The 20,488-nt window shown below is 72.9% G+C and carries 20 protein-coding genes; 5 read left to right on the top strand and 15 right to left on the bottom strand.

All coding sequences use genetic code 11. The features are described from left to right. Nucleotides 1-2: 2 nt before the first annotated feature. The 8 genes from C1N91_RS16135 to C1N91_RS16100 form a co-directional block, all read right to left on the bottom strand. Entirely contained in the window at nucleotides 3-764 is a 762-nt protein-coding gene (locus C1N91_RS16135) for an SGNH/GDSL hydrolase family protein (RefSeq protein ID WP_137768527.1), read from the bottom strand. Nucleotides 765-882: 118 nt separating this feature from the next. Then, complete coding sequence (locus C1N91_RS16130) at nucleotides 883-3,693, bottom strand: FtsX-like permease family protein (protein ID WP_137768526.1); 2,811 nt, start codon at nucleotides 3,691-3,693, stop codon at nucleotides 883-885. Next, entirely contained in the window at nucleotides 3,690-4,424 is a 735-nt protein-coding gene (locus tag C1N91_RS16125) for an ABC transporter ATP-binding protein (RefSeq protein ID WP_137768525.1), read from the bottom strand. Before C1N91_RS16125 ends, C1N91_RS16130 begins: the two co-directional genes overlap by 4 nt. Next, complete coding sequence (locus C1N91_RS16120) at nucleotides 4,421-5,002, bottom strand: PadR family transcriptional regulator (RefSeq protein ID WP_137768524.1); 582 nt, start codon at nucleotides 5,000-5,002, stop codon at nucleotides 4,421-4,423. The genes C1N91_RS16125 and C1N91_RS16120 overlap by 4 nt, the downstream gene beginning before the upstream one ends. Before the next feature lie 160 nt (nucleotides 5,003-5,162). Continuing rightward, nucleotides 5,163-6,044, bottom strand: coding sequence for an aldo/keto reductase (locus tag C1N91_RS16115; protein ID WP_137768523.1), 882 nt, complete (start codon nucleotides 6,042-6,044; stop codon nucleotides 5,163-5,165). A 158-nt stretch (nucleotides 6,045-6,202) separates the two neighbouring features. Then, nucleotides 6,203-6,787, bottom strand: coding sequence for a YdeI/OmpD-associated family protein (locus C1N91_RS16110; protein ID WP_254678280.1), 585 nt, complete (start codon nucleotides 6,785-6,787; stop codon nucleotides 6,203-6,205). 64 nt (nucleotides 6,788-6,851) lie between these two features. Further along, the gene (locus C1N91_RS16105; RefSeq protein WP_137768521.1) at nucleotides 6,852-7,397 is read right to left on the bottom strand and encodes an acyl-CoA thioesterase; all 546 of its coding nucleotides are present in this window, start codon (nucleotides 7,395-7,397) and stop codon (nucleotides 6,852-6,854) included. Between the two features lie 121 nt (nucleotides 7,398-7,518). After that, on the bottom strand, nucleotides 7,519-7,752 hold the full coding sequence (locus tag C1N91_RS16100; RefSeq protein ID WP_137768520.1) for a hypothetical protein: 234 nt from the start codon (nucleotides 7,750-7,752) through the stop codon (nucleotides 7,519-7,521). 95 nt (nucleotides 7,753-7,847) lie between these two features. On the opposite strand from C1N91_RS16100, the gene C1N91_RS16095 reads away from it, so the two are divergent. After that, complete coding sequence (locus C1N91_RS16095; protein ID WP_137768519.1) at nucleotides 7,848-8,834, top strand: aldo/keto reductase; 987 nt, start codon at nucleotides 7,848-7,850, stop codon at nucleotides 8,832-8,834. A 197-nt stretch (nucleotides 8,835-9,031) separates the two neighbouring features. Continuing rightward, nucleotides 9,032-10,435, top strand: a complete 1,404-nt coding sequence (locus tag C1N91_RS16090; protein WP_254678279.1) for a nucleobase:cation symporter-2 family protein — start codon at nucleotides 9,032-9,034, stop codon at nucleotides 10,433-10,435. A 25-nt stretch (nucleotides 10,436-10,460) separates the two neighbouring features. Here the strand turns inward: C1N91_RS16090 and uraD are convergent, their stop codons facing one another. From uraD to C1N91_RS16070, 3 genes are all read right to left on the bottom strand, one after another. Next, the gene (uraD, locus tag C1N91_RS17270) at nucleotides 10,461-11,258 is read right to left on the bottom strand and encodes a 2-oxo-4-hydroxy-4-carboxy-5-ureidoimidazoline decarboxylase (RefSeq protein ID WP_368074207.1); all 798 of its coding nucleotides are present in this window, start codon (nucleotides 11,256-11,258) and stop codon (nucleotides 10,461-10,463) included. Between the two features lie 45 nt (nucleotides 11,259-11,303). Next, nucleotides 11,304-11,786 carry an FBP domain-containing protein gene (locus C1N91_RS16075; protein ID WP_137768880.1) on the bottom strand — a complete coding sequence of 161 codons (483 nt, stop codon included), beginning with the start codon at nucleotides 11,784-11,786 and terminating at the stop codon, nucleotides 11,304-11,306. Nucleotides 11,787-11,996: 210 nt separating this feature from the next. Further along, nucleotides 11,997-12,647 carry an SAM-dependent methyltransferase gene (locus C1N91_RS16070; RefSeq protein ID WP_137768879.1) on the bottom strand — a complete coding sequence of 217 codons (651 nt, stop codon included), beginning with the start codon at nucleotides 12,645-12,647 and terminating at the stop codon, nucleotides 11,997-11,999. Between the two features lie 48 nt (nucleotides 12,648-12,695). On the opposite strand from C1N91_RS16070, the gene C1N91_RS16065 reads away from it, so the two are divergent. After that, complete coding sequence (locus C1N91_RS16065; RefSeq protein WP_137768518.1) at nucleotides 12,696-12,938, top strand: hypothetical protein; 243 nt, start codon at nucleotides 12,696-12,698, stop codon at nucleotides 12,936-12,938. 42 nt (nucleotides 12,939-12,980) lie between these two features. On the opposite strand, the gene C1N91_RS16060 is transcribed toward C1N91_RS16065, so the two are convergent. The 3 genes from C1N91_RS16060 to C1N91_RS17150 all read right to left on the bottom strand — a co-directional run bounded on the left by C1N91_RS16060 (nucleotide 12,981) and on the right by C1N91_RS17150 (nucleotide 16,742). Then, complete coding sequence (locus C1N91_RS16060; protein ID WP_175416069.1) at nucleotides 12,981-13,886, bottom strand: helix-turn-helix transcriptional regulator; 906 nt, start codon at nucleotides 13,884-13,886, stop codon at nucleotides 12,981-12,983. 239 nt (nucleotides 13,887-14,125) lie between these two features. Beyond that, a complete protein-coding gene (locus tag C1N91_RS16055) occupies nucleotides 14,126-15,454 on the bottom strand; it encodes a hemolysin family protein (RefSeq protein WP_137768517.1) in 1,329 nt (442 codons plus the stop codon). Between the two features lie 202 nt (nucleotides 15,455-15,656). Further along, the gene (locus C1N91_RS17150; protein WP_137768516.1) at nucleotides 15,657-16,742 is read right to left on the bottom strand and encodes a M23 family metallopeptidase; all 1,086 of its coding nucleotides are present in this window, start codon (nucleotides 16,740-16,742) and stop codon (nucleotides 15,657-15,659) included. A gap of 162 nt (nucleotides 16,743-16,904) precedes the next feature. Between C1N91_RS17150 and C1N91_RS16045 the strand changes: the two genes are divergently transcribed. Both C1N91_RS16045 and C1N91_RS16040 read left to right on the top strand, forming a co-directional pair. Then, nucleotides 16,905-17,393, top strand: coding sequence for a hypothetical protein (locus C1N91_RS16045; RefSeq protein ID WP_137768515.1), 489 nt, complete (start codon nucleotides 16,905-16,907; stop codon nucleotides 17,391-17,393). Nucleotides 17,394-17,507: 114 nt separating this feature from the next. Beyond that, nucleotides 17,508-19,718, top strand: a complete 2,211-nt coding sequence (locus C1N91_RS16040; protein ID WP_137768514.1) for an NADP-dependent isocitrate dehydrogenase — start codon at nucleotides 17,508-17,510, stop codon at nucleotides 19,716-19,718. A gap of 292 nt (nucleotides 19,719-20,010) precedes the next feature. On the opposite strand, the gene C1N91_RS16035 is transcribed toward C1N91_RS16040, so the two are convergent. Continuing rightward, entirely contained in the window at nucleotides 20,011-20,463 is a 453-nt protein-coding gene (locus C1N91_RS16035) for a DUF3817 domain-containing protein (RefSeq protein ID WP_137768513.1), read from the bottom strand. Nucleotides 20,464-20,488: the final 25 nt, after the last annotated feature.

Raw genomic sequence — 20,488 nt, 5'->3', positions numbered from 1 at the left:
GACTAGCGCGCGGTGCGCTCGATCGCGTCGGCCATCGCCGCCGCGACCGAGCGGTTCGCCTCGGCGGTCGGGTGGATGCCGTCCGGGCTGGTGCCCGGCAGGTACGCGCCGTCGGAGGCCCGGAGCGACCGGAACGGGTCCACGAACTCCCAGCCGTGCGCATCGGCGTCGGCGTGCAGCGCATCCGTCAGGACGATCTGCCCCGAGCGGCGGTCGGCACCCCACCGGCTCCATGTCCAGTCGGACGGCGGACCGGCGACGACGAGCACCCGCTCGGCACCGACCTTGCGGACGATCGCGTCCACGTTGGCGATGGTGTGGTCCAGCGGGACGGCCTGGTTGACGTCGTTCGTCCCGACCTCGACCACGAGCACGCGCGCCTGCGGCACCGGGCCGATCTCAGCGAGCACCTGGTCGGCTCGGTACCCGCTGTGCGCGTACCCGCCGACGGCGTGCAGACGGTCGTCGGACTCGAGCTGGTGCAGCCACGAGTCGGGGCGTGCCGTGATCGAGTCGCCGGCGTACGCGAACGGCACGGCGTCGGCCAGGGCCGGGGTGTCGAGCGCGCCGGAGACCACCTGGTCCGGGGTGCTCGGACGCGGCAGGTCGGCCTTCCGCTCCACACGGGATGCCGCTGCGGTGGCGACGGGGCGGTCCTCGGCGCTCGCCGTGTGGGGGGCGGCGACGACGAAGACGCCGGCGCCGACGAGGCAGGCGGCGGAGACGATGCTCGCGACGAGGGCGAGGCGGGTGGTGCGGGTCACGGGTACAGGTATCCCCCGGATCGCCCGACGGAACCAGTCCCCCGACCTGGGGAACGTGCGGTCCGGCTGAGGGTCCTCGTGGCCGTTCACAGGTTCGTGGCCGCCGACGGTCTCGTCCTCAGTGCGCACGGCGCACCGCCACCCGGCGTCCACGGCCGGCGGTCAGCCAGGTCCCGGCCGTCACGACGAGCGGGAGGCCCAGGGCCAGCAGCGCGAGCACCGGCCAGTCCGCCACGAACGGCAGGTGCGTGGTCCCGGTCGGACCGGCATCGAACCGAAGGGTGAGCGCCCGGATCGGCAGCAACCCGAGCAGCGTGCCGACGACCGCGCCGACCGTGGTGAGGATCGCCGCCTGCCACGCCGACACGCGTCGACGCAGGACCGGCTCGGCTCCGATCGCGTCGAGGACCTCGTCGTCGCGACGACCGTCGGACCGGGCGAGTCCGACGGCGACCGCCGTGGCGCCGATCGTCACCGCCGCGGCGAGGGCGAGCACGAGGGCCTGCACCGTCGCCTGTTCGTCGACCGGTCCGCGTTCGTAGACGAAGCCCGGACCGCCCCATCGTTCCCGGTCCGCGCCGCCACCGCTCTGCCACGCGGACGACAGCCCGTCGTACTGCGCCGGGGTCAGTTCCTGCGACAGGTGCATCGCGAGCATGCCGTCGACCAGCGGGACCGCGGTTGCCGCTGCCGTCTCCCGCGTCATGAAGACCCCGACCTTGATCCGTGGCGTCTGCACGTCGAGCACGGCCGGGATCGTCGTCGATGCATCGGGGCGGGGGTCCTCGAGCGGAGCGTCGTCGCCCACCGCGCGGTTCCGGAAGGTGTCGATGCGGACCGCTCCGTCGCGGACGTACTCGGGCCAGAGCGACACGGCTTCGCCGTCCGCGAGCGCCCGTCGGACCTCGGCGGACGGGCGGTGCCCGGTGAGCAGGGCGTAGTCGTCGACCGTCCCCGCCACGATGTGCGGCTCGCCGCTCCCGACGCTCTGCAGGAAGGTCGCGCAGTCGGTCGTGTCGAAGGTCGGGCAGTCCCGCTGGACGAAGTCGTGCGGCGTGGTGATCGTGGTCGGCCCCTTGCCGGCGTCCTCGCGGTTCACGGCGAGCACGTGCAGCCGGACGCCGTCCAACGCTCCGGAGAGCACCCGCGCGGCCCGGTCGGTGACGGCGGCGTCGTACCCGTCGCTGTAGCCGTCCCGGTCGGTCAGTGAGACGTTCGCGGTCGCGACCCCGACGGCAGTCGTGTACTCGTACCCCCGGACGAACCGGGCGTGCTCCGAGGCACTCCACGTGAGCACGACCGAGGCGACGAACACCACGCTCATCACGCTCGCGAGCACCGGGACCGTGCGGACCGGGTTGCGTCGGGCGTCCCGCGCGGCGATCCGGGCGGACAGACCGAGGCGGGCCGAGAGCCGTGCGACGCCGGCCAGGACCCACGGCGACGCCAGTGCGACGCCGAGCTGCACCAGGCACGGTCCGAGGGCGACGCCGACACCGACGAGCACCGCCCACCGGTCCTGCTGCACGGGCCGGTCGTTGAGCAGGAGCACCCCGGCGCCGCAGGCGAGCGTCATCGCCGTCCCGGCGACGACCAGGACGGGGACCCAGGTGCGACGTCGACGCTCTGCCCGGGGACGGGGGGCAGCGGGTCGCAGGGATCCACGGAGGGCCGCGAGGACGTCGATCCTGGTCGCCGCCCGCGCCGCGACCAGGGCCGCCACGAGACCGGCGACGACGGCGGCCGCCGCGATCGTGACGATGGCGAGTCCCGGCACGTGCAGCCCCGGCCAGGTCCCGACGTTGCCGTCGTCGAGCAGGTGGAACGCGAGCACACCGAGTCCTGTGCCGAGTGCGGTGCCGAGCAGCGCACCCGTCACACCGAGCACCAACCCGGAGCCGGCGACGACGGCGCGGACGAAGCCACGACCGCCGCCGACACTCGTGATGATCGCGTGCGTGCGGGTGTCCGCCCGTGTGCCGACCAGGAAGGCGGCACCGGCGAGCAGTGCGACCTCGAAGGCGGCGAACACCCCGACGAGCGCCATGGCTCCGAGGTACGCGTCCACGGTCGTCCCGGTCGGGGCCCCCTCGAGTCGGTCCGACGGCGGGGCGAGCACGACCGGACGGGACTCGACGACGATCCCGTGCGCGTTGAGCGAGCGGATCTCCGACCACGTCGGGGCGACGTCGGGCAGGAACACGGTCGTGTCCGACCCGCCGCGCTGGAGTGACTCCGGGAGGTCGGCGGGGAGTGACCCCGACGGTAGGAACACGCCCTCGGCCTCGGGGCCGGTCGCGGCATCGCGCATGGTGCCCGTGACGGTGAAGCGCTCGCGGACCGGATCGGTGACGGTGATCGCGTCGCCGACGGACACGTGGAGGCGTTCGAGCGTCGCCGGGGTCGCCATCGCCTCGTCCGGCGCGGCCGGCGCACGGCCGGAGAGCACGTGCCAGTGCCCGTCGAGGGCGGGCGACCACGTCGCTCCCTCGTCCGCGGTGACGGCGACGGGGACCTCCGGGCCGCGGACGACGACCTGCGTGGTCCGGACCGTGATCGCGTCAGCTCCCTCGGGCACGTGGTCGAGCAGTTCGGCCCAGGGTGAGTCCTCGTCTGCCGTCGTCACCGGGCTGTCCCGTGCGGAGTCGGTCAGCTGCCACTGGACGGGGTCCTGCCGCATCCCGGGCACATCAGGACCGGACAGGCGCATCTGGGCCGCCGCGTGGCCGAGGTCGTACCGGAGCTGCTCCTGCACCGTGGGCAGTGTGGACTGGATGACCACGGCCCCTGCCGCGAACCCTGCAGTGGGGACGCCGATGAGCGACACGATCAACACCGCGCGGCCGACCTTCGCGAAGGCGAGGCGACGACCGAGACGGAGGGCGGCCCTGATCGCGACGGGCGTGCGGGTGCGGCGCCGGCCCCTCACGATGCTGCTCGGCCGACGAGGTCCTCGACGCCGGCGTACACCGTCTCGTCGACGACCCGGCCGTCGCGAAGGAAGACCACCCGGTCCGCCCACGCGGCGTGGCGCGCGTCGTGCGTGACGAGCAGTGCGCCCGCGCCGTTGTCGACGTGTCGACGGAGCATCCGGAGCACGACCTCGCCGGTCTGTGAGTCCAGGGCGCCGGTCGGTTCGTCGGCGAGCACCAGGCGCCGTTCACCGACGACCCCGCGGGCGATCGCGACGCGCTGCTGCTGCCCACCGGACAGGTCGTCGGGGAATGCGTCGGCACGGTCCCCGAGCTCGACGTTCTCGAGCGCCAGCTCGGCTGCGCGTCGGGCCCGGCTCGCCTTCCAGCCGTCGAGCTCCAGCGGCAACGCGACGTTCTCGAACGCGGTGAGCGACGGGATGAGGTTGAAGTCCTGGAACACGAAGCCGACCAGGCGTCGACGGAGTGCTGCGAGCTCGCGGGCGGGGCGGTCGGAGACCCACTCGCCGTCGATGCGGACCTCGCCGCTGGTGGGCGGCAGCAGGGTACCGGCGCATGCCAGGAGGGTCGACTTGCCGGACCCCGACGTCCCCATCACGGCGACCATCTCGCCGCGCTCGACCGACAGGTCGACACCGGCAAGAGCGATTACCGCTCGCTCCCCGGAGCCGTACTGGACGCTCACCGCGTCGAGGGACAGCAGAGGAGCGGTCGCTGTCGTGCTCATCGGACGGCCTCACGTGCCGCTGCGGCAATGGCCCTGCCCTGAGCTGGTGCGTCGTGTACCGCGGGCGGCATGTACCGGTCGACGAAGCTCTCCACGTGGTCGAGCCACCGCACCTCGGCTTCGGCTTGGAAGATCATCGACTCGAGGACGAGCGACCACGCCAGGTCCTCGGCCGGGTCGGCGGTCCGCTTGAGCCTGGTCAGGTCCTGCAGCGCGCGCATCGCCGACGCCCGTTGGACCTGCACGAGTCGCGGGACGTCGACCCCGGGGACGGTGACGGCGAGGGCGAACTTGATCGCGAGCTCGTCCCGACCGCGCTTCGCGGGCACCGGCTCGCTGAACCAGCGTGCGACCTCCTCGCGGCCCGCGACGGTCGCCGTGTAGACGACGTGACCGTCATCGTCGGCTTCGCCGCGGGCCACGAGGCCGTCGCGTTCGAGGCGGTCGAGCGTCGTGTAGACCTGGCCGATGTTGAGCGGCCAGCTCCCCCCGGTCCGGTGCTCGAACTCCCCCCTGAGCTGGTACCCGTAGCCGGGTCCTCCCACCAGCAGCGCGAGTACGCCCATCTTGACGCTCATCGTGACTCCCCCGTCTCCGTCCGCTTCGGACATACCGAGTATGCACATACGCGGTAGGCGTCGACAAGCTGAGCCGGGTCACGAAGTGGTCACGAGACGACGGGAGGCCCGTGGCGGCATCGCCACGGGCCTCCCGTCGGATGTCGGCCGGCCCCGGGGCTCACTCCCCCAGCTTCGACAGCTCCGCGAACTCCTCGTCGGTCAGCTCGATCGTCGCGCCCTGCAGGTTGTCCTCGAGGTGGTCGACGCTCGACGTCCCCGGGATCGGCAGCATGACGGGGGAGCGCTTCAGCAGCCAGGCGAGCGCGAGCTGTGCCGGCGTCGCACCCTTGCGTTCGGCGATCTCGGTGAGCGGCGAGTCGTCGCCGGTCAGGCCGCCGGTCGCCAGCGGGAACCACGGGATGAAGCCGATTCCCTGCTCCTCGGACCAGTCGAGGAGTTCCTCGGCGTCGCGCTTCTGCAGGTTGTAGAGGTTCTGCACGGAGACGATGGTGGCGATCTCCTGTGCGGCCTTGACGTCGTCGACGGAGACCTCGGAGAGGCCGATGTGCCGGATCTTGCCCTCGTCCTGCAGCTTCTTCAGCTCGCCGACCTGGTCCTCGAGGGGGACCTTCGGGTCGATGCGGTGCAGCTGGAACAGGTCGATGCGCTCGAGGCCGAGGCGGCGGAGGCTCATCTCGGCCTCCTGGCGGAGGTACTCCGGGCGGCCGACCGGCGGCCACTCGTTCGGACCGGTGCGGGTCAGGCCGGCCTTCGTCGCGATGACGACGTCGTCGCCGTACGGGTGCAGGGCCTCGCGGAGCAGGTCCTCGGCGACGTAGGGGCCGTACGAGTCGGCGGTGTCGAAGAAGTCGACGCCGAGCTCGACCGCGCGCTTGAGCACGCGGACCGCCTCGTCGTGGTCCTTCGGCGGGCCCCAGACGCCCGGGCCGGTGAGCTGCATGGTGCCGTAGCCCAGGCGGTGGACCTCGAGGTCACCACCGATGCGGAAGGTGCCCGAGGCGGCGGCAGGACGGTTCGTGGTGTCGGTACCAGTGGTCATGCGCCCGGTCTACGCCCGTCTCGTGGCCCGTTCCTGGGTCGGTGTCCCCCTGGCGCGTGCACCGGATCGGGGATCGAACCACGTTCCCGACATCGAGCCACGGCGTGCGGCTGGTTCGATGTCGGGATCATGGTTCGACGCGCCCGCGGGAGCACCGGTCAGCGGGCCGGGCGGGGGTACGGCGTCTCGCCCGCCGAGAGCCCGGCGACGAGCTTCGCGATCCGGTTCGCCCGCGCGGTGTCGCTCGGCGCCGTCACGACCCGGTGCAGCACGGCGTACCGGTTCGTCGCGTCGAGCTCGGTGAACAGCGCGGCGGCGGCCGGTGCGGCGTCGAGCGCGGCCCGGAGGTCGTCGGGCACGGTGACCGTCGCGGCACCGGCGTACGCGCGGTCCCAGCGGCCGTCGCCCTTCGCGCGGTCGACCTCGGCGCGACCGCGGGTGCGCATGCGTCCGGCGTCCTCGAGCGCCGCCACGAGACCGATGTTCCGCTGCGACCAGAGGGACGCCCGGCGACGCGGGGTGAAGCGCTGCCGGAAGGTCGCGGTGTCCCGCCCGCGCTTCTGTCCGTCGATCCAGCCGGAGCACAGGGCCTCGTCGAGCGCCTGGTCGTAGGTCAGCGAGGTCGGCTCCGTGGTGCCCTTCTTCGCCAGCACCAGCCAGACGCCGTCGGGATCGTCCTCGTGCTCGTCGAGCCAGGCGCGCCAGGCAGCGGCGTCGGGCAGCACCAGGTCGTCGTCGTCCACGCGGTCATCGTAGGACCGTCCACCCGCGCCGAGTGCCGCGCCGTCAGCGCACCCCGCCACGCCGTCAGTGCACCCCGCCGCTGCTGATGCGCACGGCATCGGCCCACTCGTGCACCCAGCCCGGCAGCGTCAGGTCCCGCGGCGACCCGCCCGCCGCGGCCACCAGCTCGTCCGGCGTCACCTGGCCGCCCTCGCGGCGCAGGAACCGCGCCTGCACGACCGCCCGGGCGACGACGGCACCGTCGCGGACGAACGTCTGCTCCATGTACACGGCCCGCTCGTCGAAGCCGAGCACCTTCGTCAGCAGGGTGAACCGCTGCCCGAGCGTCAGGGAGCGCTTGTACGTGATGGTCTGCGCGGCGACGACGGCGTACCACCCGCGGCGCGAGGCCTCCTGCCAGAACCCGGACCGCACCAGCAGGTCGTACCGCCCGAGGTCGAGCATCGACAGGTACTTGCCGTTGTTCACGTGCCGCAGCGGGTCGAGGTCCGTGGGCAGCACCCGGAACGGTGTGCGGGCCTCGCCCCAGAGCGACGGCCGATGGCCCGGTCGTGCGGCCGCGAGCCGGATGCGCAGGGTGAGCAGGAGCAGCCGCAGGTACAGGTTCACGAGCCGATCACACCAGCGGGAGGACGCCGTGGTCGAACGCGTTGGAGGAACGGCACGATGCCGCTCGGTGCGGAGTGCAACACCGTGCAGCGGAACCTGCAACGGGGTCGATCAGGAGGGCTCAGGCGAGCGGGCCGCCCCCGGCGCCGCTGATGCCCGGGTGCGCCGACTTCGCCTGCCCCTCGATCACCGAGTGCGCTGCCGACGCCTCGCTCATCGCTCGCTCCCCGACGCGCGGGTCGACGGGCTCCAGGTGCGCGAGGGCCCTGCGGCGTCGGACGTTCTGCACCTCGAGCACGACGAGCGCGGCGGCGATGACCACCACGATCCCGATGACGATCCAGACCACGGTCATGACGTTCCCCTCCCGTCGCGGACACTGTCCGTCCCCTCAGCGTAGCCGTGCCGGTACCTCCCTGACGAGGGACTGCCAGGAGTAGACCTGCAGGCATGCAGACACGCACGCTCGCAGACCTCGAGGTCGGCTCCGTCGGCCTCGGCACCATGGGCATGAGCGCCTTCTACACGGGCGCCGGCACCGACGACGACGAGTCGATCCGCACCATCCACCGCGCGATCGACCTCGGCGTCACCCTCTTCGACACCGCGGAGGCCTACGGCCCGTACACGAACGAGGAACTCCTCCGTCGTGCCCTCGGCGACCGCCGCGACCAGGTCGTCATCGCCACCAAGTTCGGTCTGTACCGGCACGAGGCCGGTGAGCAGACCCCCACCCAGCAACGCGGCATCTCCAGCGCACCGGAGTCCGTCCGCGAGGCGCTCGAGGGCTCCCTCCGTCGCCTCGGCACCGACCACATCGACCTCTACTACCAGCACCGCGTCGACCCGGCCGTCCCGATCGAGGACGTGATCGGCCAGCTCGCCGGCTTCGTGCAGGAGGGCAAGATCCGCCACATCGGGCTCTCCGAGGCGAGCGCCGCGACGATCCGGAAGGCCCACGCCGTGCACCCGATCACCGCACTGCAGAGCGAGTACTCGCTCTGGACGCGCGACCCGGAGGGCGACGTGCTCGACACCCTCCGCGAGCTCGGCATCGGCCTGGTGCCGTACTCGCCGCTCGGCCGCGGCTTCCTGACCGGCGCGATCACGAAGCCGTCCGACCTGGACGAGGACGACTTCCGTCGCCAGAACCCACGCTTCGCGGAGCAGGCGTTCGCCGAGAACATGAAGATCGTCGACGCCGTCAAGGAGATCGCCGCCGAGGTCGGCGCGACGCCGGGACAGGTCGCCCTCGCCTGGCTGCTCGCGCAGGGCGACGACGTCGTCCCGATCCCCGGCACGAAGCGGGTCTCGCGGCTGGAGGAGAACGTCGGTGCAGCCGACGTGACGCTGTCCGCCGACCAGCTCGAGCGCCTGTCGGCGCTGCCCGTCCCGACCGGTGACCGGTACCCGGACATGTCGTCCATCGGTCGCTGAGGCGACCAGGAGACGGTCTGGAGGCTCGTGGCGACCCCGCCACGGGCCTCCCGTCCGTCCCGGTGGCGGCCAGCGGCCGGAACGTGCGTTCCGGGGTCGGGTCGCGTGATCCGCGCGACCCGTGCTCGTCACGGCGCGGAAACAGGGGCTCCCTAGCGTCGAGGTGACACGTGACCGGCGACGCGACGGGGGCACCCATGACCAGCACGAGGACACCACGCACGACCACCGGGCAGGACGGGGTCGACACGATCCCGCCGCTCGCCAGGCTGCTGCCGCTCGGGCTGCAGCACGTCCTGGCGATGTACGCGGGGGCGGTCGCCGTCCCACTCATCGTCGGTGGGGCGCTCGGGTTCGACCGGGCCGACCTGGCCTTCCTCATCAGCGCCGACCTGTTCGTCGCCGGCCTCGCGACCATCGTGCAGTCCGTCGGGTTCTGGCGCTTCGGGGTCCGGCTGCCGCTGGTCCAGGGCGTGACGTTCGCCGCCGTCGGCCCGATGATCGCGATCGGCAGCGCGCACGGCATCACCGCCGTCTACGGCGCGACCATCGCCTGCGGGGTGTTCATGGTGCTCGTCGCGCCGTGGTTCTCGCAGCTCGTCCGCCTGTTCCCGCCGATCGTCACCGGCACGGTGATCCTGATCATCGGCGTCTCGCTCACGAGCGTCGCCGCCGGGTGGATCACCGAGGGCGGCAAGGACGGCGCCGCCGATCCGCTCGACGTGGCCTTCGCGGCCGGGGTGCTGCTCGCGATCGTCCTCGTCGAGCGGTTCGCGCCGCGGGGTCTCGCGCGGGTGTCGGTGCTGCTCGGACTCGTCCTCGGCACCGTGGCCGCGCTGTTCGTCCCCGGTATGGTCGACGGGTCCGGCATCGGCGACGCCGCCTGGTTCGCCGTCGTCACGCCGTTCCACTTCGGCCTGCCGACCTTCGACCTCGCCTCGATCGTGTCGATGCTCGTCGTCGGGCTCGTCATCATGACCGAGACCACGGGCGACATGGTGGCCGTCGGCGAGGTCGTCGACCGTCCGGTGTCGCGCCGCACCCTGGCCGACGGGCTGCGGGCGGACGGCCTCGGCACGGTGCTCGGCGGTGTCTTCAACACGTTCCCGTACACGGCGTTCGCGCAGAACGTCGGGCTGGTGGCGCTGACCGGCGTGCGCTCCCGGTACGTCGCGACGGCGGCGGGCGGCATCCTGGTGGTGCTCGGGCTCGTGCCGAAGGTGGCGGCCGTCGTCGAGGCGGTGCCGCACGCGGTGCTCGGCGGAGCCGGGGTCGCCCTGTTCGGCATGGTCGCGGCGAGCGGCATCCGGACGCTCTCGAAGGTGCGGTTCGACAACCGGAACGTGCTCGTGGTGGCGCTCCCGCTCGCGATCGCGATGCTGCCGACCGTGGAGCCGGAGATCTACGGCGCGTTCCCGACGTGGTTCACGCTCGTGTTCGACTCGGGCATCTCGGCCGGGGCGGTCGCGGCGATCCTGCTCAACCTGCTGCTCGGGTCGCACGGGCTGCGGGAGCGGTACGGCGACGACCCCGTGGCGGGGTCCTACGACGCGGTGCGTTCGACGGCGCCGGTCGCCACGGTCGGCGACGGTCGCGCCTGACGCTGGCCAGCCGTGCACGGTGAGGTCAGCTGCCGCGGTAGGTGCTGTACGCGAAGGGGCTGAGCAGCAGCGGGACGTGCAGGTGGTCGGTCCCGGCCACCGAGAACGCCACGACGACGTACGGGTGGAAGGTCGGGACCCCGGCTGCGCGGTGGTGGGCGCCGGTGTCGAACCGGAGCTCGAGGTCGCCGCGTGGCAGCACGTCGGGTCCGAGCCCGGCGCGACCGTCCGCGTCGGTCTCCCCCGTGGCGAGCACCTCGCCCCCGGCGGTGCGCAGCGTCAGGGCGATGCCCGCGGCCGGCATGCCGGTCCGGGCGTCGAGCACGTGCGTGGTCAGGTGCGGGACGCCGAAGGTCGCACGGATCCGGTGCACGGCGATGTCGGCGAGGGCAGCGGTGGCCTCGGTGACCTCGGCGTCCGGGTCGCCGGGGAGCCGCCGTTCGAGCTCGGCGAGGAGTTCCTCGGGCGCCCGACCGGCGGCACGCACGAGGAACACCCGGCCGAACCGGTCCTCGTAGGCGGCGTTCCCGCGGGCGATCGCCGCGGCGACGTCGTCCGCCGCCGTCGCCATCGCGCCCTGCTCGCGGGCCGACGACGCCTCGGTGGTGCGCTCGCCGATGCGGGGGTGCTCGGCGAGGGCGGCGTCGAGGTCCGCCGCGGTCCAGTCCGCCGCGGCCTCGGTCGCCGCTGCGATCAGGGCCGGCACGGTGCGGAACGGTCGTGCGGCCACCAGGGCGTCGGCCCAGGCCGGTACCGCCGCCCAGTGCAGGGCGGTCCGTCGGGCGTCGTCGGCGGGGGCGGAGTCGAAGTCGCGGAGGTCCACCCGCCACACCATAGGGTTGCCGCGTTACGCCGGCGTTTCCCGGCGTCAGAGCTCGGCGGCGAAGGACGCGATCCGGAGCTGCAGGTCCTCGATCCGCCGGGCCCGGGCGGCCTCGACGTCGTAGCCCTCGTACGCCGGAGGGGCCGGGCGCCGGACGTTCCGGGAGCACTGGAAGTCCTGGCAGACGAGCGTCCCGACGGTGTTGCCGTTCCGGCCGGCCTTCCCCGCGCGCTTGGCGGCGTAGAACACGACGTCGTTGGGGAGCTTCACGTCCTGGCACCACGAGCACTGGGCCCGAGCGCGCGGCGACGCCTCGGCCTGCCGGAACAGGATGCCGACGAGGTCGCCCTCGAGCGTGGGGACGACGGCGTACGCACGGCGAGCGGTCTTCGGGTCGCGCCAGCCGAGGAAGTCGAGCGACTCCCAGTCCAGCGTCTCGAGATCGGTGGGCAGCGTCAGATCGGTGACCTCCTTCCGGGAGGCGTTGACGAAGGACGAACGGATGGTCTTCTCGCTGATGGGCAGCACGGTGTGGTCGCTCTCGACGGGCCCGGGCGCGGTGTCGCGCCGCACGGGCAGAGGGGTGGTCAGGGTTCGACGAACGCGGCCGTGCCGGAGCGCACAGCCGGGGGCGTCACGCCCTGATGCCGGCGCTCTGCGCGCCGACCACCTCCTGCTGACTCACGACCCCAGCCTACGACGGCGTGTCAAGCCGGGCGTGTCGTGGCTGCGGAACGGTCAGGGGACGGAGCGCAGCAGGACGACCGACCCGTCCAGCGTCGGCTGCCGGCGGAGCACGCCGTACCGGGCGTCCCACTCGCCCGACGCGAGCGCGTTCCGCAGCGCGGCGACCGAGCGGCGAGCGGTCAGGTCGTCGACCAGGCGCCATGCGGCATCTGCGGCGCGGACGTCGGCGTCGAGCAGCCGTTCCGGTCGCGCGTAGTACCCCTCGCCGAAGCCGTCCACGCAGGTGAACGGCACCGGCAGGTGCAGGACCTCGGCGGACGGGCCCACGAGTGAGGCGAGGGCGTCGACGGTCGGCAGCGTCCCGGCCTCGGCGGCGACCACCTCGGACGCGTACTCGGCGAGCCACCCGGCGCGCAGACGGTCCGGATCGCGCGCGAGCACCACGACGCGGCCACCGGCGGGCAGCGCGAGCGCGGCGAGGGTGTCGACGGTCGGGAAGGTCAGCAGCGTGGCGTCGGCGCCCCCGTCGGCGTCGGTGTCGTTGAGGACCCGGCGGTCCGCGGGCACGTACGAGACCGGACCCGGGCGGACCTCGTGCACGGTGCGGGCGTCGCCGAGGGCCTTCGCCACCGCGCGCACGAACGACGGCTCCGGGCGGCGGTGTCGACGCACGAGCGCCGCGAGGTCCCCGTCCGCCGGCATCGTCGTCACCGTTCCCACCCTACGGAGCGTCCCTGCTAGCGTCGCTGCATGCTCTCCGGGGGATTCGCCGTCGTCAGTCTCGTCTACCTGGCGGTCGTGCTGCTGCTGCTCGTGCTCGTCATCGCGCTCATCGTGCTCGTGTTCGCCGCGGTCCGGGTGCTGCGGCTGACCGCGATCGAGAAGGAACTGCGCATCGACCGGCTCCGCGTGGACGCGCTCGTCGACACGCTCGGCGACGACGACACCGACGACCGCGACCGTGACCGTCCGACGGGACCGACGGCACCCTGACGCCGTCCGACCGCGCTCACCCAGGACGCGCGGCCCGGCAGGTCAGTCGTCCTGCTCCGCATCGCCGGCACGCACCGCGGCGAGCCGCTCGGACCGCTCGGTCGCGGCCCAGGTCCCCAGCAGTGCGAGCGACCGCTCCGACGCACTGCCCGGCTCCGCCGAGTACGTGAACATCGTCAGTCCCGGGTCGGCGACGAGCTCGAGCGCCTCGAAGTCGAGCTGCAGCTCGCCGACGATCGGGTGCGCGATGCGCTTGCCACCCCGTCGGTGCACCCGGACGTCGTGCGCCGCCCACCAGCCGCGGAACTCCTCGCTCCGGGTGGAGAGCTCACCGACGAGCGTCACCAGCCCGGGCTCGCAGGGGTTCGCGACGGCGGCGGCGCGGAGGACTGCCACCGCCTCGCGCGCGGTCGCGGCCCAGTCGGGGAAGAAGTCGCGCGCGGCCGGGTCGAGGAACGTGAACCGCGCGGTGTTCACGGGACGCCCCGGCCCCGCGAACATCGGTGCGTACAGTGCGCGGCCGAGCTCGTTCGTCGCGACGACGTCGCCGCGCTCGTTCCGCACCCACGCGGGCGCCCCGGTGATCGCATCGAGCAGGCGCTGCACCCCCGGTCGGACCCGCGTCGGCACGTTCCGGTGCATGACCTTCACGCCGGCGTTCGCCAGCCGTGCGAGGTCGAACAGGTGCACCCGTTCGTCCTCGTCGAGCTGCAGCGCACCCGCGAGGCCCTCGAGCACGCTGTCCGAGACGCCCTTGAGCGACCCGCGCTCGAGCCGCGTGTAGTAGTCGACGCTCACCCCGGCGAGCATCGCGACCTCGTGGCGGCGCAGCCCGGGGACGCGGCGCACACCGCCGCCGAACGACGGCATCCCGACCTCGTCGGGGGTGAGCCGTGCCCGTCGTGAGGACAGGAAGTCACGGATCTCGTTGCGCACGTCGATACCCATGCGACGAGCGTACGTGGCGGTGCGGTCGCGGCGACAGGCACCGCCGGTACCCGCCACGGCGCCGGGGGAGCCAGATGCCGCCGAACGACCGGGACGCCGCCGGAACCGGCGGCGTCTCGTGGACCACCGGGCGTCTCGCGACGCGGGACCCGCGCGACCGGCGAGCGCTGCGGGACCGGTGACGGACGGGAGGCGCGGTGCGGGCCGGCACCGCGCCTCCCGTCCGGTGGTCGGACCGGTCAGGCGACGGGCGGGGTCGCGCGCACCGGCTCGGTGGCCGACGGCGTCGCCGCGGCGTCCGCCGCCCGCGCCGTGACCCGTACCCGGGCCACGCGGTGCCCGTCCATCTCGGTGACCTCGAGGCGGTGCTCGCCGGCGTAGACGACGTCGCCGACCTGCGGGACCCGGTCGAGGTGCACCTGCACGAGCCCGCCGACGGTCTCGTAGTCGCCGTCCGGCAGCTGGGGGCCGCCGTCGGCCGCGAGGTCCTCGAGCACGGTCGCACCGTCGATGCCGTCGGCCCGGGCCGCCGCCGGGTCGTACTCAGCTGCGTCCCATTCGTCCCTGATGCGGCCGACCAGGTCCTCGAGCAGCGCCTCGAGCGTGACCATGCCGGCGCTGCCGCCGTACTCGTCCACGACGAGTGCGATCTGGTGGCCCTCGGTGCGCATGTCCGCGATCGCGCTCGACAGCGACTTCGTCTCCGGCAGTGCGAGCACCGGGCGGACGAGCGTCGAGACCGGCGCCGTCGGGTCGGTCGGACGGAGCAGGTCGCGCAGGTGCACGAAGCCCGAGACGTCGTCGCGGGAGCCCTCGGTGACCAGGTACCGGGTGTGACCGACCTCGATGGCATGGTCGGTCGCGTCGGCGATGCTCAGCGACGCGTCGATGGTCGAGACGTCGTACCAGGGGCGCATCGACTCGCGGAGGATCCGGTCACCGGCGTCGAGCGCGCTCCGGGCGATGCGTCGGCCCTGCGCGTCGATGGCGTCGTGGTCCTCGACCAGGCCCCGGAGCTCCTCGGTGCTCATCGACTCGCTGCGGGCGTCCGGGTCGCCGCCGAGCAGCCGGACGACGCCGTTCGTGGTCTTCGACAGCACCCAGATCACCGGGCGCATCAGGGTCGCGAAGCGGTCGAGCGTCGGTGCGACGGCCATCGAGAAGCCCTCGGCGCGCTGCAGGGCGAGGCGCTTGGGCACGAGCTCGCCGAACACGAGCGACAGGTACGCGATGACCAGCGTCATCAGGACCAGCGCGACGGCCTCGGCCGCACCCTGGTCGAGTCCGAGGTCGGACAGCAGCGGTGCGACGTCCGGGGCGATCGAGGACGCACCGTAGGCGGCCGAGAAGAACCCGGCGACGGTGACGCCGATCTGCACGGCCGACAGGAACCGGTTGGGGTCACGGCCGAGCGCGGCGACCCGGGCGCCGCGGGAACCCCGGCGCTCGAGCTGCTGCAGCTGGGACTCGCGGAGCGAGACGAGGGCGATCTCCGCAGCGGCGAAGACACCACCGACGAGCACGAAGAGGATGACGAGCCCGAAGGCGATCCAGGTGTCGGCGTCCATCAGCGGGACACCCCCGAGGGTCGACGACGGGCGGGCGGTCTGTGGTGATCGTCCATGCTGTGATCCTGCACAGGTCCGCTGGGACGTCGCCGCACCGCTGCTGCGCGAGTGCTGTGGGTCCGGGGCACGCGGCGCGGGACGGCAGCGGAGCCGCCGGGTCGTCGGCGCGGGTGGGGTCGTCGCTCCGGGTGGGGAGCCCGGGTCAGATGGTGAGCGAGCGGCCGATCCGCGCCTCGAGCCAGGCCTCGGGATCGATCGGCGTGACGCCGTCCATGAGCACCTCGAGGTGCAGGTGCGCACCGGTCGAGACGCCGGAGGAACCGACCTTGCCGATGAACTGCCCGGCGGCGACCGTGTCACCGGCCCGCAGCGGCGAGGAGCCCGGGATCATGTGCCCGTAGAGGGTCGACACGCGACGGCCGTCGATCACGTGGTCGATGATCACCGCGGTGCCGTACGAGAAGTAGGTGCCCGAGACCCGGACCTTGCCGGCTGCGACGGCACCGATCGGAGCGCCCATGCCGGGGTTGAAGTCGAGGCCCTGGTGGAGGGAGGAGCACGCGGCGCACGGGGCCGAGCGGTAGCCGAAGCCCGAGCTCATCCGCACCGGACCCGGGAAGGGCGAGCGGACCTCGCCGCCGTAGGAGACCGCACCCTCGGTGCTGCCGTCGCCCGCGACGACGACCTGCTGCCCGCCACCGACGGTGAAGTCGTCGCGGTCGAGCGTGGCGGCCGTGACCGCCTGGGTCACCGCGTAGTCCTGCGTGCGCACCTGCGGCGCCAGGGTCGAGGTGGCCGTCGACGTCCCGGCGCTGGCGTGGGCGGGCATCGCCGAGGCGGCGAACATCGCGAGGGCGGCAGCGGCGCTCGTGAGCGTGATCCGGCTGGCGCGGTGCGTGCTGCGCGCCCGGGCGGGACGTGCCGTCGGGGGCTTCGGGGTGCTGCGGCGGACGATCCGGGTGATCCGGGCGTCGACGTGCTCGGTGCTGGCGCGCGCCTCGGACGCGCGACGACTCGAGTGTGCTGCGACCGGGACCGCGTGGGGTGCCGGTGCCGGTGTGGCCGCAGTTGTGGTCACGGTCGCGGCGGGCTCGCTCGCGGTCGTCGCTGCGGGGGAGCCGCTCGCGACCGCCGGTGTGGCCTCCGGGCGGGCGGGACGGGGAGGGCGGGAGCGGCGAGCCGGCTTCCCGGCTGCGGCGCGCTCGGCCTCGAGGGCAGCGCGACGGGACAGGTGCACGACCGGGGTGCCCGGCTCCTGCTGCTGGTCTGTGTCGTGTGTCGTCGTCATGGCCGCAGACCATTCTGCACGAGTCTGTCGCTTTGTACAGGCCCTTCCGTGATCTCCCCGTTACCGAACGCCTGGCAGTCCGCTGACGTGTCACCGCCGCTGCGTGCCTGCTGGACGTCTCGTCGGTAGTGTCCGAGTCCAGCGACCGGAAGGACCTGCGCCATGGCCCGAACGCCGCGGGAGCGACACGAACCCATCGACCTCGCGACCGCCGAGGTCGTGCTCGCGGGCACCCAGGAGCTGCTCCCCGTGCTCCGGGCCTCGGCCGTCCGTGCGGGTGTGGACGCCGCGCGCATGCGGGTGGTGGGGGTGGACGACCTGCCCGATCCCGACGACCACGCCGAGGCCGACCTGGCGGTCATCGCGATCCGACGCCCCGGCGACGACCCCGCGTTCCACCGGGCGCAGGAGGCCGCCGAGCTCATCGCGCCGCTGCTCGCACCGAACGCCGTGCGCATCGTGATCACGGTCTCGGGCGTCACCCGGCTGGCACCCAAGGTGGAGCGCACGCTGACCTCCGAGGTCCTCCACCAGATCGGCGTGGCCTCGGCCCGCTCGGGCTTCAAGCGCCCCTTCCGGAGCATGCGGACCCGGCTCGGCACCGCGGGGCTCCGTGCCGCCGGCGTCCGGGTGTTCCGGATCACCGTCTGACGCCCTGCCACGGCGGGGTCCGGACCGGGTATCTTGACGTCGAGAGAATCCGCGCCGCGAGTACCGTGGACGGACCGAGGTCCGGCACGGTCGAACAAGGGAGTACCCGCCAGCATGGCCAAGATCATCTACACGCTCACGGACGAGGCACCGTTCCTCGCCACCCACTCGTTCCTGCCGGTCGTCGAGGCGTTCGCACGCACCGCGGGGGTCGACGTCGAGACCCGCGACATCTCGCTCTCCGGCCGGATCATCGCGCAGTTCCCGGAGCGGCTCACCGACGAGCAGCGCCTGGACGACGCCCTGTCCGAGCTCGGGGACCTGGCGAAGACCCCCGAGGCGAACATCATCAAGCTGCCGAACATCTCGGCGTCCATCCCGCAGCTCAAGGCCGCGATCAAGGAACTCCAGGCGCAGGGCTACGACCTGCCTGCCTACCCGGACGAGCCCACCACGGACGAGGAGCGCGACGTCCGCGCCCGCTACGACCGCGTCAAGGGCAGCGCCGTGAACCCGGTCCTGCGCGAGGGCAACTCCGACCGCCGCGCACCGCTGTCCGTGAAGAACTACGCCCGCAAGCACCCGCACCGCATGGGCGCCTGGTCGTCGGACTCGCAGACGAACGTCGTGACGATGGGCAAGGACGACTTCCGCTCGAACGAGCAGTCGTGGATCGCTCCGGCCGACGACACCCTGACGATCGAGTTCGTGGCCGCCGACGGCACCACGACCGTGCTGAAGCAGTCGATCCCCGTCCTGCAGGGCGAGGTCGTCGACGGCACCGTCCTGCACGTCCGTGCGCTCGAGGCGTTCCTGCGCGACCAGATCGCCGCGGCGCAGGAGCAGGGCGTGCTGTTCTCGGTGCACCTCAAGGCCACGATGATGAAGGTCTCGGACCCGATCATCTTCGGCCACGTCATCCGCGCGTTCTTCCCGTCCGTGTTCGAGCGCTTCGGTGCCGACCTGGCCGCCGCCGGGCTCAACCCGAACGACGGCCTCGGGTCGATCCTCGCGGGGCTGGACGGCGTGCCGAACGGCGCGGAGATCAAGCAGGCGTTCCTGGACGGCATCGACGCCGGCCCCGAGCTCGCGATGGTCGACTCCGACAAGGGCATCACGAACCTGCACGTCCCGAGCGACGTCATCGTGGACGCCTCGATGCCCGCGATGATCCGCACCTCCGGCCACATGTGGGGCCCGGACGGCGAGGAGCACGACACCCTCGCGGTCATCCCGGACTCGAGCTACGCCGGCATCTACCAGGCCGTGATCGAGGACTGCCGCGCGAACGGCGCGTTCGACCCGTCGACCATGGGCTCCGTGCCGAACGTCGGGCTCATGGCGCAGAAGGCCGAGGAGTACGGCTCGCACGACAAGACCTTCGAGCTGCCGGGCGACGGCACGGTCCGCGTCGTCACGAGCTCCGGCGAGACGGTCATCGAGCACGACGTCGAGCAGGGCGACATCTGGCGCGCCTGCCAGACCAAGGACGTCGCGATCCGTGACTGGGTGAAGCTCGCGGTCACGCGCGCCCGCGCCACCGGGTCGCCCGCCGTGTTCTGGCTCGACGAGACGCGCGCGCACGACGCGAACCTGATCGGTCTCGTCCGCACGTCCCTCGGCGACCACGACACCGACGGCCTGCAGATCGAGATCATGGCACCCGTCGACGCCATGCGCTTCTCGCTCGAGCGCATCCGCCGCGGCGAGGACACCATCTCGGTCACGGGCAACGTCCTCCGCGACTACCTGACCGACCTGTTCCCGATCATGGAGCTCGGCACCTCGGCGAAGATGCTCTCCGTCGTCCCGCTCCTGGGCGGCGGCGGCCTGTTCGAGACCGGTGCCGGCGGTTCGGCCCCGAAGCACGTGCAGCAGCTCGTCGAGCAGGACTACCTGCGCTGGGACTCCCTCGGTGAGTTCCTCGCGCTCGCGGTGTCGTTCGAGCACCTCGCCGGTGTGACCGGCAACACGCGGGCGAAGGTGCTGGCGGACACGCTCGACCGTGCCACGGGGACGTTCCTCGACGAGAACAAGTCCCCCGGTCGCAAGATCGGCACGATCGACAACCGTGGCAGCCACTTCTACCTGGCGAAGTACTGGGCCGACGAGCTCGCCCGCCAGACCGAGGACGCCGAGCTCGCGGCGGCGTTCCAGGGCCTCGCGGCGCAGCTCGACGAGCACGAGTCGCAGATCGTCGACGAGCTGAACGCGGTGCAGGGGAAGCCGGCCGACATCGGCGGGTACTACCGCCCCGACACGGCGAAGACGAACGCCGTGATGCGCCCGTCCGCCACCCTCAACGAGGCGCTGGCCGCCCTGTAGGGACGCACCCACCCACGGACGGGAGGCGCGGTGCCAGCCGGCACCGCGCCTCCCGTCCGTCGTCGGCCCGCCCTGTCCCGCCCCGCCCCGCCACGCCCGGCCCCGCCCCGGCTCGCCCCGCCCGGTCCGTTCTGGTCGCACGACATGCCGTCGCGGCCGAAGGTGAGCGGCACGTCGTGCGACCGGAGCGACCGTGGGCGGCACGTCGTGCGACCTGGCGACCGGGCGACCTGGCGATTTGGCGACCTGGCGACCTGGCGACCTTGCGCCGGCGCGGCAGCAGCGCGCCGCATCAGCCCTTCGGCACCGGGGGGCCGACGACGAGGAGCGCCGAGAAGACCAGCGCGACGGCGACGACACCGATGCCGGCCGACACCGCGGGGCGACGCACCACGAAGAACAGCAGGCGGTCCCAGAGCCCCGAGCGGTCGTCGGGCGACCGGCGCCACGGACCCTCGAGCATGCCGCGCCGGGCGACCGCGACCTCGAACGGCACGGTGGCGTACGGCACGACGGCACTGACCCAGCCGAGCACGAGCGTTCCGACGGACCAGCGCTGGTTCACCGCGACGACGGTCGTCACCACGAGGTACGCCAGGAACACGAACCCGTGGATGCTCCCGCCGATCCGCACGCCCCAGTCGCCTGCGTCCAGTCCGTACTTCAGCACCATCCCGGCGATCAGGAGCGTCCAGGTCACGAGTTCGGCCACGGCAGCGGCGCGGAACAGGGAGCGAGGGGTCATGCCCACATGGTCGCGCACCCGTCCG

Source organism: Curtobacterium sp. SGAir0471 (assembly GCF_005490985.1).
GTDB lineage: Bacteria > Actinomycetota > Actinomycetes > Actinomycetales > Microbacteriaceae > Curtobacterium.
This window is presented reverse-complemented; position numbering and strand designations above follow the sequence as displayed.

What these genes read in the sequence shown, in the direction of transcription:
- C1N91_RS16125 (WP_137768525.1), bottom strand. Translation starts at nt 4,424, where the DNA reads ATGAGCACGACAGCGACCGCTCCTCTGCTGTCCCTCGACGCGGTGAGC.
- C1N91_RS16120 (WP_137768524.1), bottom strand. Translation starts at nt 5,002, where the DNA reads ATGAGCGTCAAGATGGGCGTACTCGCGCTGCTGGTGGGAGGACCCGGC.
- C1N91_RS16115 (WP_137768523.1), bottom strand. Translation starts at nt 6,044, where the DNA reads ATGACCACTGGTACCGACACCACGAACCGTCCTGCCGCCGCCTCGGGC.
- C1N91_RS16100 (WP_137768520.1), bottom strand. Translation starts at nt 7,752, where the DNA reads ATGACCGTGGTCTGGATCGTCATCGGGATCGTGGTGGTCATCGCCGCC.
- C1N91_RS16095 (WP_137768519.1), top strand. Translation starts at nt 7,848, where the DNA reads ATGCAGACACGCACGCTCGCAGACCTCGAGGTCGGCTCCGTCGGCCTC.
- C1N91_RS16090 (WP_254678279.1), top strand. Translation starts at nt 9,032, where the DNA reads ATGACCAGCACGAGGACACCACGCACGACCACCGGGCAGGACGGGGTC.
- C1N91_RS16070 (WP_137768879.1), bottom strand. Translation starts at nt 12,647, where the DNA reads ATGCCGGCGGACGGGGACCTCGCGGCGCTCGTGCGTCGACACCGCCGC.
- C1N91_RS16065 (WP_137768518.1), top strand. Translation starts at nt 12,696, where the DNA reads ATGCTCTCCGGGGGATTCGCCGTCGTCAGTCTCGTCTACCTGGCGGTC.
- C1N91_RS16060 (WP_175416069.1), bottom strand. Translation starts at nt 13,886, where the DNA reads ATGGGTATCGACGTGCGCAACGAGATCCGTGACTTCCTGTCCTCACGA.
- C1N91_RS16055 (WP_137768517.1), bottom strand. Translation starts at nt 15,454, where the DNA reads ATGGACGCCGACACCTGGATCGCCTTCGGGCTCGTCATCCTCTTCGTG.
- C1N91_RS17150 (WP_137768516.1), bottom strand. Translation starts at nt 16,742, where the DNA reads ATGACGACGACACACGACACAGACCAGCAGCAGGAGCCGGGCACCCCG.
- C1N91_RS16045 (WP_137768515.1), top strand. Translation starts at nt 16,905, where the DNA reads ATGGCCCGAACGCCGCGGGAGCGACACGAACCCATCGACCTCGCGACC.
- C1N91_RS16040 (WP_137768514.1), top strand. Translation starts at nt 17,508, where the DNA reads ATGGCCAAGATCATCTACACGCTCACGGACGAGGCACCGTTCCTCGCC.
- C1N91_RS16035 (WP_137768513.1), bottom strand. Translation starts at nt 20,463, where the DNA reads ATGACCCCTCGCTCCCTGTTCCGCGCCGCTGCCGTGGCCGAACTCGTG.